Consider the following 15,085-nt stretch of genomic DNA (forward strand, 5'->3'; position numbering starts at 1 on the left):
GTCAGTCCAGGCCGGGCACGGGAGCGCCCGAGGGCACACCGGCGCCGACGTAGCCGTCGTAGAACTCCTTCCAGGGCGCGTGGGCCCCGGCGTGCGGGCCCTCGAAGTCCTCGCCGCGCGCCCGGGCGTCGAGGGCGGCCAGGCACACCTCCCAGCCCGCGCCGTTGCGGGCGGCGGTGTCCGCGGCGTCCAGGACGTCGGTGAGTGTGAAGCGCGTGCGGCCCTCGCCGGCGGGTTCCAGGTCGAAGTGGAGTTCGTCGCCGCCCCACGCGAAGGACAGGTGCCGTGGCGGGTCGACGGCGAGCACGCGGCCCGTGGACTCGGGCATGTTCGGATCGCCGCTGAAGCGGATGGTCCCGCCGGGGCGCAGGTCCATCTCGGCGCGGGAGGGGAACCAGCGGGCGAGTTCTCCGGGGTCGGTCACGAAGTGCCAGACGCGGTCGACGGGGTGGTCGTAGGTGCGGCTGAAGCGGACGGCGGGGCGGCCGTCGTCGAGGGTGAGGTAGATGCCGGTGAGATCGACGGACATGGCGCTCCGGTCCTTCGCGATGGGGGTCTTCAGCTGTCGTCCGACGTCTCGTCGAGACGGCGGCCCAGGGCGTCGAGGCTGCGGTTCCAGCGGGTGCGGTAGGGCTCGAGCCAGGCGTCCAGGGCGGCGATGGGCGCCGGGTCCAGGGCGTAGACGCGGCGCTGCGCATCCTGCCTGACCCGGACCAGGCCCGCCTCCCGGAGCACCTTCAGGTGCTTGGACGTGCTCGGCTGGCTCAGCCCGCAGGCCTCCACGATCTCCCCGACGGGCCGGGGGCGCTCCAGCAGGAGGGCGACGATGGCCCGCCGGTGGGGATCGGCGAGGGCGGCCCAGAGCGCGTCGTCGGACATGCAGCCAATATGCCTTCGGGGTTATATGCCCGTCAAGGAATATGCACCGCGCATCGCCATCAACCCCAGCGAAACGTTGCCGTTTCGCTTGAGGTGGCATGACCTCAATAAGTACGAAACAGTTTCGTTTACGTGCACCCTCCACGCGCGCTCGACCCTCACGCGCGCACCCTCACGCGCGCGGGCGCGGTGATCGCCTTCCTGTGCTACCGGCCCGGCGCGCCGCGGCAGGACGCGGGCGCCGCGCCGGTCGTCCACATGTGAGCGCCGCGCACGGCACCAGCAGCCCGGGGGGGCCGCCGTCGACAGACCCGCGTCCGACCAGGCCGTTCATCCACTCCCACGGGCACACGGGCACACGGGCCGGGATGCCGGCCCGGCGCGGACCACCGGTCGCGACGTCCCGGCGCGTCCGCCGGGACGCTTGGGACGGCTTCGCCGGGCAACTCGTAGCGGATCAGGAGGACGGCGCGGGAAGGAGACGTCATGACCGGAGCGGACGACCACGGGAAACCGCCCGAGACGGCCCTGGAAGAGGTGCTGCGCGAGGTGGAGGAGGCCGGGAAGCGCGACGACGAAGGGCGGGGCGGCGGCGAGGCCGGGGACGCCATCACCCCGAACACCGACGCGCAGGCGCAGGCGGAGGGCGACTGACCGGCCGGGCGGCAGCACTGACCCGCGGGGGCGCGGGTACCCGGACCCCATGAACCACCAGCCCCGAGGACCCCAGCTGCCGCCCGCCCGGGGACCCCTGTCCACCGCGCTCATCGCGTATCTGCGCGGCACGGGCCCGCTCCCCCGCCCCGCGGACACCGAAGGCGCCGACCCGTACGGCGACGATCTGCAACTCGCCCTGTACCTGTGTTACGAGCTGCACTACCGCGGCTTCGCGGGCGTCGGCGCCGAGACCGAGTGGGACCCCGGGCTGCTGCGCGTGCGGGCCGCCCTGGAGCGGCGTTTCCTTTCCGCGCTGCGCGCCGACACGCCGGCCCACGACAGCCTGGACGACGCGCTGGCCGCGCTCCTGGTCGAACCGGCCGAGGGCACGGGAGTCACGCACTTCCTGTGCGCCGAGGGCGAGTTGTGGCAGCTGCGCGAGTACGCGGCCCAGCGCTCCCTGTACCACCTGAAGGAGGCCGACCCGCACGCCTGGGTGCTGCCGCGGCTGTGGGGCCGGGCCAAGGCGGCGATGGCGGCCGTGGAGTACGACGAGTTCGGCGGCGGCCGGGCCGAACGCGTCCACGCCCGCCTGTTCGCCGACCTGATGCGGGACCTGGGCCTCGACACCGCGTACGGCCGCTATCTCGGCGCCGCCCCCGCGCAGATGCTGGCCGTGGTCAACCTGATGTCCCTGTTCGGGCTGCACCGCGGGCTGCGCGGCGCCCTCGTGGGCCACTTCGCCGAGGTGGAGATCACCTCGTCGCCCGGCTCGCGCCGGCTCGCCGAGGCGATGCGCCGCACCGGCGCGGGAGCCGCCGCGGAGTACTTCTACGACGAGCACGTCGAGGCGGACGCCGTGCACGAGCAGGTGGTCCGGCACGACGTGATCGGTGGACTGCTCGACGAGGAGCCGGAGTTGGCGGCGGACGTCGCCTTCGGCATCGACGCGACGGAGTACCTGGAGGACCGGCTGGCCCGGCGGGTGCTCGCCGACTGGCGCGCCGGGCGATCGTCCCTCCGGACGCCCATGTAAGACGAAATTTCCCATACATCCTGAATGCCCGGGTACTCGGTACCCGTGATCTTCTTGGTACTTCCGGGCGTGTACGCCCCGCAGGACGACACCGCGCTGCTGACCGAGGTCCTCCACGAGGAGGCTCCCCGGCCCCGGGCGCGGGTACTGGACGTGGGCACCGGGAGCGGGGCGCTCGCGCTGGCCGCGGCCCGGCGGGGCGCCGAGGTGACGGCGGTGGACGTGTCCCGGCGCGCGGTGTGGACGGCCCGGCTGAACGCGTGGCTGACCCGGCTGCCGGTGCGCATCCGGCGTGGCAACCTCTTCGGCCCGGCCGACGGACGCGCGTACGACGTGATCCTGGCGAACCCACCCTATGTGCCGGCCCCGCACGCCGGGCGCGGTCCGCGCGGCCGGTCCCGGGCCTGGGACGCGGGGCACGACGGGCGGCTCCTGCTGGACCGGATCTGCCGGGGCGCACCCACGCTGCTGCGGTCCGGAGGGGTGCTGCTGCTCGTGCAGTCCGCGCTGAGCGGACCCGAGCGCACCCTGGAGCTGCTGCGGGGGGCGGGGCTGAAGGCCACGGTGGTCCGGCGGCGGTGGATCGCCTTCGGGCCGGTGCTGCGCTCCCGTCAGGAGTGGCTGCGCCGGCGCGGGCTGCTCGGACCGTCCGACGACAAGGAGGAGTTGGTGGTCATCCGTGCCGAACGAGTCCGCTGACCGGGCCCGCAGGATCACGATGCCGCGACGGGGGCCGCTGCTCGTGGAGGGCCCCGTGGAGATCGAACTGGAGGACGGTACGACGGTCTCGTCGGACCGGTTCCGTGTCGCTCTGTGCATGTGCCGCCGCAGTCGCCGTTACCCGTGGTGTGACACGAGCCATCGGCGAAGGGCTTGAGCACCGGTTGAAACCGGTTGTTTCTCGCCGCTCCCCGGACGGCCCCCCACGGGCCGATCCGGGGAGCGGCTGTGTGCCCGGAAGCCGGCGGGCGGCCCCACTCCGCCCGTCCGGTCCCGGTGCGAGATCGCAGGTTCCCCGCTCCCAGGGGGCCGCACTCCCCAGTTGCAGGCCTGATCCGGCGTTCACGGAGATCCGTGCGATCCCGGTCCTTTTAGAACGCGAACAGGGTTCCGCCGACGGCGTCCCTCATGCACGCGTTACCGAAGGTTTGCTCAAAGGAGACGCGCTTGCCCTGCCAGACACCCTGGACGGTGACCACGACGGGGTCGTACAGCTTGTTGCACCACACGTCCTGGCTCGGCTTCAGCGCGGTCAGGTCGCCGCCGATGCCGCGCATCTCGGCACAGGCCTGCTCCGCGGCAGGGTGGGTGCCGGAGGCCGCGGGGGCGCAGCTGAGGGTGACGGCGCGCTCCGGGGTCGCCGTGGCCGCGTCGTTGCCGTGGCCGGTGGTCATCACCAGCGCCGAGGGGGCGTACAGCGACGACGGGGCGGCGCCCGGTGCAGCGACGGCGGCCCCGGTCAGGGGTCCGCAAACGGCGGCGGCCGTCAGGCCGATGGCCGCTGCCCAGCGCGCGGTGTTCCGCATTGTGTGCATCCTTCCGCTTGTACAGACAGAGTTGCCGGCTCCGGATCCGGTCGGGCACCGGAGCGGCGAGCGCCACTCTGCCGAGTCCACCGCCGAAACTCACATCGAACCCATGGGTTTCAGTAACCTTTCGTGTTGAATCAGTGGCGTGAAGTCACGGAAATCGAACGCCGTTACCCAGGAACTGAGCGGTGTACGGGCCCCGGGACCGGCCGGATGGCCGAAAATCAGCGCTTCGTTAATCGTCCTGAAACATTCCGGCTCAGCCACCGCCCGGCCCGCCCATGACTCCCCGTGTTCACCGGATGATCACTCGGGGCGGGCTCCGCCACCCACCGCCGGGGCCGCCGCCTACCCGTCAGTATCGTCGGCGCTGCACGCGGACTCGGCGACGAAGGCGGGAGCGACGGATGGCGAAGCACTGGGCGGACTTCCAGTACGAGATCTATCTGAACGGGATGACGGGCGCCGTGCCCCGGCTCCCGACCGACCTGACCCGGCTGGAGGAGCTGGCCGAGCACCGGCTCGGTCCCGGCCCGGTCGGCTATGTGGCGGGCAGCGCGGGTGACGGCAGCACCGCGCTCGCCAACCGGGCGGCCCTCGCCCGGCGCCGGATCGTGCCGCGCATGCTGCGGGACGTCGGTGAGCGCGACCTGTCCACCGAGGTGCTCGGGCGGCCGCTGCCGGCGCCGCTCGCCCTGGCCCCGGTCGGCGTGCTGTCGATCATGCACCCGGACGCGGAGTCCGCCGCCGCGCGGGCCGCCGCCGCCCAGGGCGTGCCGTACGTCCTGTCGTCGGCGTCCAGCACGCCGATGGAGCAGGTGGCGGAGGCGATGGGGGACGCCGAGCGCTGGTTCCAGCTGTACTGGGGCAAGGACCGCGAGGTGACCCGGAGTTTCCTCGGCCGGGCGCGGGCGGCCGGGTTCTCGGTGCTGGTGGTCACGCTGGACACGCCGCTGCTGGCGTGGCGGCCGCGCGATCTGGACCAGGCGTACCTGCCGTTCCTGCACGGGGTGGGCACCGCCAACTACTTCACCGACCCGGCGTTCCGGGCAGGTCTCGCCAAGCCGCCGCACGAGGACCCGAACGCGGCCGTGCTGCACTTTCTCGGCATGTTCGGGGATCCCGGACACACCTGGCCGGACCTCGGTTTCCTGCGCGAGCACTGGGACGGCCCGATCGTCCTCAAGGGCGTCCTGCACCCGGACGACGCCCGGTTCGCCGCCGACGCCGGGATGGACGGCGTGGTGGTGTCCAACCACGGCGGCCGGCAGGTGGCGGGTTCGGTCGCGGCGGCCGACGCGCTGCCCCGGGTCGCGGCCGCGGTCGGCGACCGGCTCACGGTGCTGTTCGACAGCGGAGTGCGCACCGGCGACGACGTGTTCAAGGCACTCGCGCTCGGCGCGCGGGCGGTGCTCCTGGGACGGCCCTACGTCTACGGGCTGGGCCTGGACGGGCAGGCGGGCGTGGAGCACGTCGTCCGCTGCGTGCTCGCGGAACTCGACCTGACGCTCGCCCTGTCCGGGCACACCGGCCCGGCGACGGTCACGGCGGCCGACCTCGTCGAGGACCCCGTCTGAGCGCCGCCGGGCCGGTCCCGGCCGGTGCCGAGACCGGAAAGGTCCCCCGGAAGGGCCTGGACCCGTCGAACCCTTCCGGTCGCGGCACTAGGGCCTGTCTGACGATTCCCGTCTGCCGCGCGACGCCATGCACGCACTCTCGCCGCGCGGCCGCCCTTCGGGCGACGACGCGAATGGTCAGACAGGCCCTAGCTGGTCCCGCGGGACAGCCGCGCCGGGCGCGCCGACGCCCCGCCGGTACCGGCGATCGACAGCGAACCGGAGCCGGCCGACGGCGTGTCGGACAGCCAGCGCTGGCCGGCGGATCCGTCCCGGACCTTGACGGCCAGGTCGGCACCGGCGGCCTCGCCCGCGGTGGCGACGGCGAGGGTGCGGTCCCAGCGGGGCAGCAACTCCCCCTGCACGGTGAGGTCGTAGCGCACGTCGTCGCCGCGCCCGGACCCCGCGTCGGCGCAGGTGCCGAGGATCACCACCCCCGCGTCGGCGTGCGAGTCCAGGCACAGCCCCGAGTCGGCGGCGCTGCGCAGCAGTCCGTCGGGGTCGTACGTCCACCGCTGGGTGGCCGCCGAGGAGCACACGGCCAGGACCGCGCCCGCGCCGGCCCTGGGGGTGCCCTTGATGTCCAGGCACAGGCCGGCGCCCGCGTTGCGCAGCCGCGCGGGGCGGCCCGCCGCGGGCAGGGCCGCGGTGCCGGGTGCGGTGGCGGAGGCGGAGGCGGGCGGCGACGAACTGTCGGTGCCCGGGGCGGCGCTGGTGGAGGCCACCGGGTCGGTGCCGTCGCCGCCGTGGGGCCAGACGCTGATCGCGAGGACGGTGGCGAGCAGTCCCGCCGAGGCCACGCCGACGCCGGTGAGCAGCGTCCGCGAGGACCAGGCGGTGCCGGGCGCGCGGCGGCCGGTCGCCGCGAGCGACTCGGCCGGCCCGCCCTCGCGGTGCCCGGGCAGGAAGATGCGGGCCGGCGCCCCGGATCCGGTGTCGGATATCCGGTGGCCGCCGGGTTCGTCTTCGGTGCTCCGCCGGGCACCGGGCAGCACCACACGGGCGAACAGCCCGGACCCGCCGCCGCGCCGGTGCCCGCCGGAGCGCCGGGAGGTGTCACGGGTGCGGGCGGCGGGACCCGGACCGCGGCGGCCGGGGCGGGAGTCGAGGTAGCGGCGCGCGCCCCAGCCGAGCACGGCCTCGGCGAGCAGCACGCCCGACGCCGCGTCGGCGTTGCCCAGTTGCTCGGCCGCGTGCCGGCAGTACACGCACCCGGCCAGGTGTTCCTGGACGTCGGGCAGCAGCGCGCCGCCGCGGCGGATCGGCACGTCCAGCAGGCGGTTGTAATAGCGGCAGTCCTTGCCCGGCGCGAGTTCCCGGTGGGCGCGCACCAGGCCCTCCCGGAATTTCTCCCGAGCCTGTTCCAGGGCGGCCGTCGCACTCCGGATGTCCATACCGAGCAGCCCGGCGGGGACGTCCATCGCTTCCGCCTCGACCTCGGTGTGCCACAACAGCGCCTGTTCCAGCCGCGGAAGGCCGTGGAAAGAGCGCTCGGAGAGGACGCGGTTCTCGGGTATCAGGGACTTCGCGGCCCGCATTCCGCGGCCCCCGGCGGGTTTCCCGAGTGCGGGCAGGACAGCGGTGATCCGATCCGTGCCGGACCAGTTCAGCACCGTGTCCCGGACGGCCGCCAGCAGGCGTGGCCGGAGCGCGTCCGCGGGTTCGCCGAGGGCGAGCCGGCCGAGGACCTGGTGGAAGGCGGTGGCGGTGACCATGTGGGCGAGGGTCCCTGATCCGGCCAGGCAGATGACCGCGTAGTCCTGGGCCGGATGCCAGTGGCGGGTCATCAGGAGGGCGGCGGACCGGGAGGCCTCGGTGTCGGAGCCGGCGCGCAGCGGGCCGGCGAGCGACTCGTCGGATTCCCCCGGCTCCCCGCCGGGCGGCGGAAAGGGGGGACGAGGGGGGTGGGGGGTGGGCACGAGCGGATTCCTTCGATACGTGGTGCGTCGGTGCGTACCTCTGGGCGCGCACGGGGAGCGGGAATGCACCTGCGCCCGGTCGGTCCCGGCGTCGCAACTGTCGCAAAAGCCTCGGAATTTACCCCCCGCACGGGCGTTTCAACCCTGGCACAACTTCCACACGGGCAACAAGACGCCCGTACGACAACAAGAGCTTTGAAAGAAAGTCAGAAATAGCGGCGAGAGCCAGGTCGCGTGCCGCGGCTTTCGGTTTTCCGGGCGCCCCGTGTGAAGCGTGCGCACACGCCGGCCGGCCGCGCACGCTCCCGGAACCCCCGGGCCCGGTAGTGGACTTGCATCGGCCCTCTCGGAAGGCCCCGCGTGGGACGGCGGCACTCCCACGCGCGACCGGCCGCCGGCCCTGTTCCTCCCGCCCTCGGCCGGCGGCCCCGGCGGCTTCCCCCGCCGGCCGGGTGGGTCAGGACGAACCCCCGTCGGCCTCGGTGGGTTCAGATCTGCCAGGAGCGGAGCCGGTCGGCCGCGCCGTAGACGTCGGCCTTGCCGGACATCAGGTCGCGGGCGAGGTCGACGAGGGCGCCGTAGGGCGGGTCGATGCCGACACCGCTGACGAACATGTAGGCCACGGCGGTGGCGCAGGCGAAGCGGGCGTTGGCCGCGGGCAGCGGCTTGAGCAGCGCGAGGGTGTGCAGCAGGGCGGCGGCCCGCCAGGCGGGGTCGGAGTCCACGCCGAGCCGGGGCGGGTCCACCCGGTGCCGGGCGACGGCGGCGACCAGCGACGAGAAGTCGTCGACCGCGGGCTGGTCGGGCAGGACCTCCTCGTGCCGCTGCAGCAGCCACGGGACGTCGATGTGAATGACTGAGGACATCGCTCAGGCGGCCTCGCCCTTGGCGATGGGCGGCTCGTCCTCGGGGAAGGCGGCCGCGAACTCCTCGGCGTGGGCGGTGAAGAAGCTGCGGAACGCCTCGGCGCCTTCCTGCAGTGCCCGGTGCCGGGCTATGTCCGCGGCGGCGGCCTCGCGCACGAGGGCCTTCATCGACGTACCGCGCTCCTTGGCGATCTGCCGCAGGTCCTCGAGTTCCCGATCGCTGAACTCCACGTTGAGAGCTGGCATGCACCCCACGGTACCGCGAGGGTACTCAACCGTAAATATCCACAGGTCAGAGCACATCAAGTGCGGTACCTGAGCACCCCGAGGGCCATGTCCGATTCCCGCCGGTCCCACGGCGCGCCGCGCAGCAGACTCGACAGCGCGGAAACGAACCGGAGGAGAAGCCATGAACAGCGAAACCGTCCACACCGTCCACCCGAGCCCGCTCGGCGACCTGTTGCTGACCGGGTCGGTCTCGCCCGGGGGCCTCACCCTCACCTCGCTGTCCCCGCCGGGCCGGCGCGGCACGCCCGAGGTCCGCCCGGAGGACCGCGACGACCGGCCGTTCACCGAGGCGCACCGCCAACTGGACGCGTACTTCGCGGGCCGCCGGACCCGCTTCGACCTCCCGCTCGCCACCACGGGCACACCGTTCCAGCGGACGGTCTGGCAGGCCCTGGAGCACATCCCGTACGGCGCGACGGCCACCTACGGCGAACTGGCCGCGCGGCTGGGCGTGCCCCGGGCCGAGATCCGCTCGGTGGGCGGGGCGCTCGGCGCCAACCCGCTGCTGCTCGTGCGGCCCTGCCACCGGGTGGTCGGTGCGGACGGGTCGATGCGCGGGTACGCGGGCGGGGTCGAGCGCAAGGTGTGGCTGCTCACGCACGAGGGCGCACTGCAGCCGACGCTGGTCTGAGAACGGGACCCGGAGGAGGAGTCATGGAGCTCACCCGGGCCGAGGCCCGCCGCCGGGTGGCCGGCACGGACTGGGCCGCGCTCGCGGCCGAGCTGGACGAACACGGCTGTGCGTCCACCGGAGCGCTGCTGACGCCCGCCGAGTGCGCCGGCCTGGCCGCCCTGTACGACGAGCCGGAGCTGTTCCGGACCACGGTCGATCTGGCCCGGCACCGGTTCGGCTCGGGCGAGTACCGCTACTTCACGCACGACCTGCCCGCCCCGGTGGCCGCGCTGCGCGCCGCGCTCTACCCGCGGCTGCTGCCGGTCGCCCGGGACTGGGCGGCCCGGCTGGACCGCCCGGCGCCCTGGCCCGACACGCTCGAGGAGTGGGTGGCGCGCTGCCACGCCGCGGGCCAGGACCGGTCGTCGCAGATCCTGCTCAGCTACGGCCTGGGCGACTGGAACGCCCTGCATCGGGACGTGTTCGGCGAACTCGTCTTCCCGCTGCAGGTGGTGATCGCCCTGGACGCGTACGGCGACGACTACTCGGGCGGCGAGTTCCTCATGGTCGAGCAGCGGCCGCGCGCCCAGTCCCGGGGCACGGCGACCGCGCTCCGGCAGGGCCACGGGCTGGTGTTCACGACCCGGGACCACCCCGTGCGCACCCGCCGCGGCTGGTCGGCCGGGGCGATGCGGCACGGGGTGAGCACCGTACGGTCCGGACGGCGGCGCACCCTGGGGCTGGTGTTCCACGAGGCGTCGTGACGCGGCGCGAGCGGTCCCGGAAGTCCAGCCCGCTGATCCTGGGAGGGCCGGCGGGTCACCGTCGTGCCGGCTCACCTTCTCCAGGGCCCAGAAACACTCACAACTGATCGTGGGCGAACAGATACTGACGGGCTGATACACGCGATCGTCAAGGGTCCGGAACGGCGCGACTCCCTCCGATCCAAGATCGGCCGGAATTCTCCCTTGACCGCGTTCGACCGACCGGCCGTCCAGCCGGGGGCCGTGGTCCACGGCCGGGCACGAAGCACTACGCTGGTATACGAGAGGTGCCACCTGTTCACTGTGAGTGTGCGCTTGGGAGCGGCGACGATGAGCCGGGTCTATCCGTTCGACGACGCGGCGACGGCCCGGGCTGTCATCGATGACGACGGAACACTGGTGGAGTGGAACGAGGGCGCGCGACGCCTGCTCGGCCACCCCGCGGACGCCGTCGTGGGCCGTCCCGTGACAGAACTGCTGGCCGGGGGCACGCTTCCGGTCACACCCACGGGCACCCGCTGGGACGGCACGGTGACCCTGCGCCACCGGGACGGCGGCACGGTGTCGGTGTGGGTCCTCGCCCACCGCCGTCCGGCGCACGAGGGCCGCCCCGGGGGCTGGCTCGTCATCACCCCGCTGACCGGCCCGGAGCCGGCCGTCGACGCGGACCCCCTGGGCGAAGCGGGCCTGGTCCAGTCGCCGTGCGCGCTCTCCGTCTACGACGACCGGCTGCGGCTGTGCCGGATGAACGACGCCATGGCCGAGGTGGTCGGCCTGCCCGAGAAGCGCGTGCGGGGGCTCAGGGTCGCGGAGATCGAGGGCAGGCCGCAGAGCGAGGAGCTCGAACAGGGCATGCTCCGCGTGCTGACCACCGGGCGGCCGATGGACATGCAGGCCTTCGTGCGCAGGGGCGACGAGGACCGGGCGCACGCCTGGCTCGCCCGCCTCGCGCCGGTCACCGGCCACGACGGCCGGGTGCTGGGCGTGAGCATGGCCGCGCTCGACGTCACCGACAGCCACCGGGCCAGGGAGCGGCTGCAACTGGTCAACGAGGCCAGCATGCGCATCGGCTCCACCCTCGACATCACCCGCACGGCACAGGAACTGGCGGACGTGTGCGTCCCCGCCCTCGCCGACTTCGTCACCATCGACCTGCTGGACCCGCGGGAGTACGGCGCCGAGCCCCCGGCCCGTGTCACGGCCCCGGTCACCCTGCGCCGGGCGGCCCACGTCTCGGTGCACAGCGGCGTGCCGGAGGCGGTGAGGGAGCCCGGGCAGAACGAGGAGTACCCGGCCGGCTCCCCCCAGGCGGACTCGCTGACCGCGGGCCACACGATCATCACCTCGGTCGCCGGGGGCGACATGGAGGCCTGGCTGAGCTGGAACACCGCGCGCGGCGAGCAGGTGCGCAGGTTCGGCATCCACTCCACGATGTCGGTGCCGATCCAGGCCCGCGGGCTCACCCTCGGCGTGGCGGTCTTCACCCGGCACCGCCGCCCGGACGGCTTCACCCCCGACGACCGGCTGCTGGCCGAGGAGATCACCACCCGTGCCGCCGTCTGCATCGACAACGCCCGGCGCTACTCGCGCGAGCGGGAGACCGCGCTCGCCCTGCAGCGCAGCCTGCTGCCCCGCTCGCTGCCGCGCACGGCCGCACTGCAGGCCACGTCCCGGTATCTGCCGGCCGCCCGGGCCGGGGTGGGCGGCGACTGGTTCGACGTGATCCCGCTGTCCGGGCTGCGGGTCGCCATGGTCGTCGGGGACGTCGTCGGGCACGGCGTCCAGGCCTCGGCCACCATGGGCCGGCTGCGCACCGCCGTACGCACCCTCGCGGACATCGACCTGGCCCCGGACGAGCTGCTCACCCACCTGGACGACCTGGTGGTCCGGCTCTCGGAGGAGTCCGGAGGCGACGGCACCACCGGCGAGGTCGGGGCGACCTGCCTGTACGCCGTGTACGACCCGGTGTCGCGGCGCTGCACGCTGGCCCGCGCCGGGCATCCGCCACCGGTGCTGCTGCCGCCGGGCGGCCGGCCCCACCAGCTCGACCTGCCCGCCGGTCCCCCGCTGGGCCTGGGCGGGCTGCCCTTCGAGTCCACCGAGGTGGACCTGGCCGAAGGCAGCGTGCTCGCCCTGTACACGGACGGGCTGGTGAAGTCCCGGGAGCGGGAGGGGGACACCGGCCGGCAGCTGCTGTTCCAGGCGCTCGGCGCGCACCCGGAGTCGCTGGAGAAGTCCTGCGACCGCATCCTGCACACCCTGCTGCCGCCGGGCGGTGCCGCCGACGACGTGGCCCTGCTGCTCGCCCGCACCCAGGGCCTGCCCGCCTCGCAGGTGGCGACCTGGGACATCCCCGCCGACCCGGCGCTGGTCGCGCCGATCCGCAAGCAGGTCGTGGAGCAGCTGGACGCCTGGGGGCTGAGCGAGGCCGCCTTCACGGCCGAGCTGGTGGTCAGCGAACTGGTCACCAACGCCATCCGGTACGGCGCCCGCCCGATCCGGCTGCGGCTGATCCACGACGCGACCACGCTGATCTGCGAGGTGTCCGACACCAACCACACCGCGCCGCACCTGCGCCGCGCCAAGACCTTCGACGAGGGCGGCCGGGGCCTGCTGCTGGTCGCCCAGCTCACCCAGCGCTGGGGCAGCCGCCACACCGCGGAGGGCAAGACGATCTGGGCGGAGCTGCCCCTGTTCGAGGAGGACCGCTAGGACCTGTCTGACCATTCGCGTCGTCGCCCGAAGGGCGGCCGCGCGGCGTCAGGTGCGTGCTCTCGGCGTGCCGGCCCCAGGCCCTCGTACCCGGACGTACTCGGGTCTGGGACCGGCGCGGCCAGCGTGCGTGCATGGCGTCGCGCGGCAGACGGGAACGGTCAGACAGGCCCTAGCGGTCAGGAGGCCGTCAGCCAGGGCCGTACCTGCTTGCGGGCCTCGTGCAGCCGGGACTTGAGGGTGCCGAGCGGGATGCCGACGCGCTCGGCGACCTCGGCGTACTCCAGCTGGCAGATGTCCCGGTACACCAGGGGCGCGACCAGGTGCGGGTGCTCCCGCTCCAGCCGGTCCAGGGCCTCCAGCAGGTCCACCCGGGAGCCGGCGATCACGCTGGTGGTGCGCGGGTCGACGGCGTGCGAGGGCTCGATGGCCGCGGGCTGCTCGGCGGCCCGCCGTTTCAGCTCGCGGTACTTCTGCCGGCAGCAGTTGGCGACCACCGTGTACAGCCAGGTGCCGAAGCGGCTGCGGCCCTCGAACCGGGTGATGTGCCGGGCCACCTGGAGCAGCACGTCCTGGGCGGCCTCCTCGGCGTCCTCCCGGCAGGGCAGGAAGCGCGCGCAGCGGCGCAGCACCTCGGGCCGGATCTCGGTCAGCAGCCGGTCCAGGGCCGCGCCGTCACCCGCGGCGGCACGCCGGGCGAAGTCTTCCATCGGCGCCTCGTCCTGCACGTCAGGGCCCCCCTTCAAGTCGATCTCAGGGCAGGCATGATAGTCGTATGCACTCCCTGGAGCGGATCGGCCGCTACCGTCTCGCACGGCCGCTGGGCACCGGCGCCTTCGCCACCGTGTGGCTCGCCCACGACCCGGAGCTTCAGGCCCCGGTGGCGGTGAAGGTCCTCGCCGAGAACTGGTCGCACCGGCTCGACATCCGGGACCGCTTCCTGTCCGAGGCGCGGCTGCTGCGCCGGGCGGGCTCCAGCCGGGTGGTGCAGGTCTACGACATCGGTGAACTCCCCGACGGCAGGCCGTACTTCGTGATGGAGTACGCCGACGGCGGCACCCTCGCCGACCTGCTGACGGCCGGGCCGCTGCCGGTGCCCGACGCGCTGGCGCTGACCGCCGAGGCCGCACGGGCCGCCGCCGCGCTGCACGAGGCGGGGATCGTGCACCGCGACATCAAGCCGACCAACGTGCTGCTGCACACCGCCCCGGACGGCACCCGGCGGGTGCTGCTGGCCGACCTGGGCCTGGCCAAGAGCCTCGCGCAGGCCTCGGTGCTCACGCTGGCCGCGGGTTCGGCGGGCTACCAGCCGCCGGAACAGGCCGAGCCCGGCGAGGGCATCGACGAGCGGGCCGACGTCTACAGCCTGGGCGCGGTCGGCTACGAACTGGTCACCGGGAGCGTGCCGGCTGCGCCGGGCAAGGTCGTGCCGCCCGGCAGGCTGCGGCCGGACCTCGGCGACGGGGTGGCGCGGGCCCTGCTGCGCGCGCTGGAGGCGGACCGGGAGCGGCGCTGGCCGGGCGCGCAGGCGTTCGCGGACGAGCTGGACCGGCTGGCGGCGGGGCCGGGGGGCCGGTCCGTGCGGCGCCTTGACGGGGTGCGCGGCCGGCTCAACGGCGTGACGCTGTCCGTCGCCGCCGTCCTCGCGGCCGCCGCGGCCGCGGTCGCGGTGACCATGGCGTTCCAGGGCGACGGCACGGCGGACGACGACATACGGGTGGCGGACTCCACCGGCCGGGTGGTCCTCCGGGTGCCGGCCGGCTGGGGCCACGAGCTGCGCGACTCCGGCTGGAACCCACGGGCGCTGGGGCTCGCCTCGGGGCACGAGCCGGGGCTGGTGGTGGCCGACGACCTCGCCCGGTGGCCCGATCTGAACGCCCCCGTGGACGGCGTGTTCGTCGGGGTCGCCGAGCACGGCGACGTCACCGCGAAGGTCAAGGCCCTCACCCACGCCGGCTGTCACTACTCCAGCAGCCGCAGCTTCAGCAGCGCGGACTGGCACGGGCTGGTCCGGGCCTGGAGCGGCTGCCCGGACGGCGGCTCGATCACGGAGTCGGCCCTGACCCCGGCGCACGGCGCCGCGCAGCCCCAGGTGTACGTGCAGCTGCGCCAGCGGGGTGACGGTGACGCCACCGACGGGGTGCTCGGCTCACTCAAGGTGGGCCACGGGGTCGGCTGACCGTCGAAGCGGGGAAAGAACAGGGTG

The 15,085-nt window shown here is 74.0% G+C and carries 17 protein-coding genes; 10 read left to right on the plus strand and 7 right to left on the minus strand.

The window, feature by feature from the left end:
- Window position 1 precedes the first annotated feature (1 nt).
- A complete protein-coding gene (locus ACZ7FF_RS26300; protein ID WP_470814828.1) occupies window positions 2-529 on the minus strand; it encodes an SRPBCC family protein in 528 nt (175 codons plus the stop codon).
- 29 nt (window positions 530-558) lie between these two features.
- Window positions 559-879 (minus strand): ArsR/SmtB family transcription factor, encoded by a 321-nt coding sequence (locus ACZ7FF_RS26305; protein WP_470814830.1) that lies wholly within the window; start codon window positions 877-879, stop codon window positions 559-561.
- 132 nt (window positions 880-1,011) lie between these two features.
- Here ACZ7FF_RS26305 and ACZ7FF_RS26310 point away from each other — a divergent pair, with 132 nt between their 5' ends.
- The 5 genes from ACZ7FF_RS26310 (at window position 1,012) to ACZ7FF_RS26330 (ending at window position 3,449) form a co-directional block, all read left to right on the plus strand.
- The gene (locus tag ACZ7FF_RS26310) at window positions 1,012-1,143 is read left to right on the plus strand and encodes a hypothetical protein (protein WP_470814832.1); all 132 of its coding nucleotides are present in this window, start codon (window positions 1,012-1,014) and stop codon (window positions 1,141-1,143) included.
- A gap of 222 nt (window positions 1,144-1,365) precedes the next feature.
- Window positions 1,366-1,533 (plus strand): hypothetical protein, encoded by a 168-nt coding sequence (locus ACZ7FF_RS26315; protein ID WP_470814833.1) that lies wholly within the window; start codon window positions 1,366-1,368, stop codon window positions 1,531-1,533.
- 49 nt (window positions 1,534-1,582) lie between these two features.
- Window positions 1,583-2,572, plus strand: a complete 990-nt coding sequence (locus tag ACZ7FF_RS26320; RefSeq protein ID WP_470814835.1) for an iron-containing redox enzyme family protein — start codon at window positions 1,583-1,585, stop codon at window positions 2,570-2,572.
- A 24-nt stretch (window positions 2,573-2,596) separates the two neighbouring features.
- Window positions 2,597-3,271 carry a HemK2/MTQ2 family protein methyltransferase gene (locus ACZ7FF_RS26325; RefSeq protein WP_470814837.1) on the plus strand — a complete coding sequence of 225 codons (675 nt, stop codon included), beginning with the start codon at window positions 2,597-2,599 and terminating at the stop codon, window positions 3,269-3,271.
- Window positions 3,252-3,449, plus strand: coding sequence for a CDGSH iron-sulfur domain-containing protein (locus ACZ7FF_RS26330; RefSeq protein WP_470814839.1), 198 nt, complete (start codon window positions 3,252-3,254; stop codon window positions 3,447-3,449). The genes ACZ7FF_RS26325 and ACZ7FF_RS26330 overlap by 20 nt, the downstream gene beginning before the upstream one ends.
- Before the next feature lie 214 nt (window positions 3,450-3,663).
- Here the strand turns inward: ACZ7FF_RS26330 and ACZ7FF_RS26335 are convergent, their stop codons facing one another.
- Window positions 3,664-4,098 carry a subtilase-type protease inhibitor gene (locus tag ACZ7FF_RS26335; protein ID WP_470814841.1) on the minus strand — a complete coding sequence of 145 codons (435 nt, stop codon included), beginning with the start codon at window positions 4,096-4,098 and terminating at the stop codon, window positions 3,664-3,666.
- 410 nt (window positions 4,099-4,508) lie between these two features.
- Between ACZ7FF_RS26335 and ACZ7FF_RS26340 the strand changes: the two genes are divergently transcribed.
- Window positions 4,509-5,678 (plus strand): lactate 2-monooxygenase, encoded by a 1,170-nt coding sequence (locus tag ACZ7FF_RS26340; RefSeq protein WP_470814842.1) that lies wholly within the window; start codon window positions 4,509-4,511, stop codon window positions 5,676-5,678.
- A 188-nt stretch (window positions 5,679-5,866) separates the two neighbouring features.
- Here the strand turns inward: ACZ7FF_RS26340 and ACZ7FF_RS26345 are convergent, their stop codons facing one another.
- The 3 genes from ACZ7FF_RS26345 to ACZ7FF_RS26355 all read right to left on the minus strand — a co-directional run bounded on the left by ACZ7FF_RS26345 (window position 5,867) and on the right by ACZ7FF_RS26355 (window position 8,748).
- Complete coding sequence (locus tag ACZ7FF_RS26345) at window positions 5,867-7,636, minus strand: RICIN domain-containing protein (protein ID WP_470814844.1); 1,770 nt, start codon at window positions 7,634-7,636, stop codon at window positions 5,867-5,869.
- Between the two features lie 488 nt (window positions 7,637-8,124).
- A complete protein-coding gene (locus ACZ7FF_RS26350; protein WP_470814846.1) occupies window positions 8,125-8,502 on the minus strand; it encodes a toxin Doc in 378 nt (125 codons plus the stop codon).
- A gap of 3 nt (window positions 8,503-8,505) precedes the next feature.
- A complete protein-coding gene (locus tag ACZ7FF_RS26355; RefSeq protein WP_470814847.1) occupies window positions 8,506-8,748 on the minus strand; it encodes a hypothetical protein in 243 nt (80 codons plus the stop codon).
- Between the two features lie 163 nt (window positions 8,749-8,911).
- On the opposite strand from ACZ7FF_RS26355, the gene ACZ7FF_RS26360 reads away from it, so the two are divergent.
- The 3 genes from ACZ7FF_RS26360 to ACZ7FF_RS26370 all read left to right on the plus strand — a co-directional run bounded on the left by ACZ7FF_RS26360 (window position 8,912) and on the right by ACZ7FF_RS26370 (window position 12,879).
- Window positions 8,912-9,421 (plus strand): methylated-DNA--[protein]-cysteine S-methyltransferase, encoded by a 510-nt coding sequence (locus ACZ7FF_RS26360; RefSeq protein ID WP_470814849.1) that lies wholly within the window; start codon window positions 8,912-8,914, stop codon window positions 9,419-9,421.
- 23 nt (window positions 9,422-9,444) lie between these two features.
- Window positions 9,445-10,167 carry a 2OG-Fe(II) oxygenase gene (locus ACZ7FF_RS26365; RefSeq protein ID WP_470814850.1) on the plus strand — a complete coding sequence of 241 codons (723 nt, stop codon included), beginning with the start codon at window positions 9,445-9,447 and terminating at the stop codon, window positions 10,165-10,167.
- 330 nt (window positions 10,168-10,497) lie between these two features.
- Window positions 10,498-12,879 carry a SpoIIE family protein phosphatase gene (locus tag ACZ7FF_RS26370; protein ID WP_470814851.1) on the plus strand — a complete coding sequence of 794 codons (2,382 nt, stop codon included), beginning with the start codon at window positions 10,498-10,500 and terminating at the stop codon, window positions 12,877-12,879.
- Window positions 12,880-13,058: 179 nt separating this feature from the next.
- On the opposite strand, the gene ACZ7FF_RS26375 is transcribed toward ACZ7FF_RS26370, so the two are convergent.
- Complete coding sequence (locus ACZ7FF_RS26375; protein ID WP_470814852.1) at window positions 13,059-13,589, minus strand: RNA polymerase sigma factor; 531 nt, start codon at window positions 13,587-13,589, stop codon at window positions 13,059-13,061.
- A gap of 65 nt (window positions 13,590-13,654) precedes the next feature.
- Here ACZ7FF_RS26375 and ACZ7FF_RS26380 point away from each other — a divergent pair, with 65 nt between their 5' ends.
- The gene (locus tag ACZ7FF_RS26380) at window positions 13,655-15,058 is read left to right on the plus strand and encodes a serine/threonine-protein kinase (protein WP_470814853.1); all 1,404 of its coding nucleotides are present in this window, start codon (window positions 13,655-13,657) and stop codon (window positions 15,056-15,058) included.
- The last annotated feature ends 27 nt before the right edge of the window (window positions 15,059-15,085 follow it).

This window comes from Streptomyces sp. NPDC037126 (genome assembly GCF_055605965.1).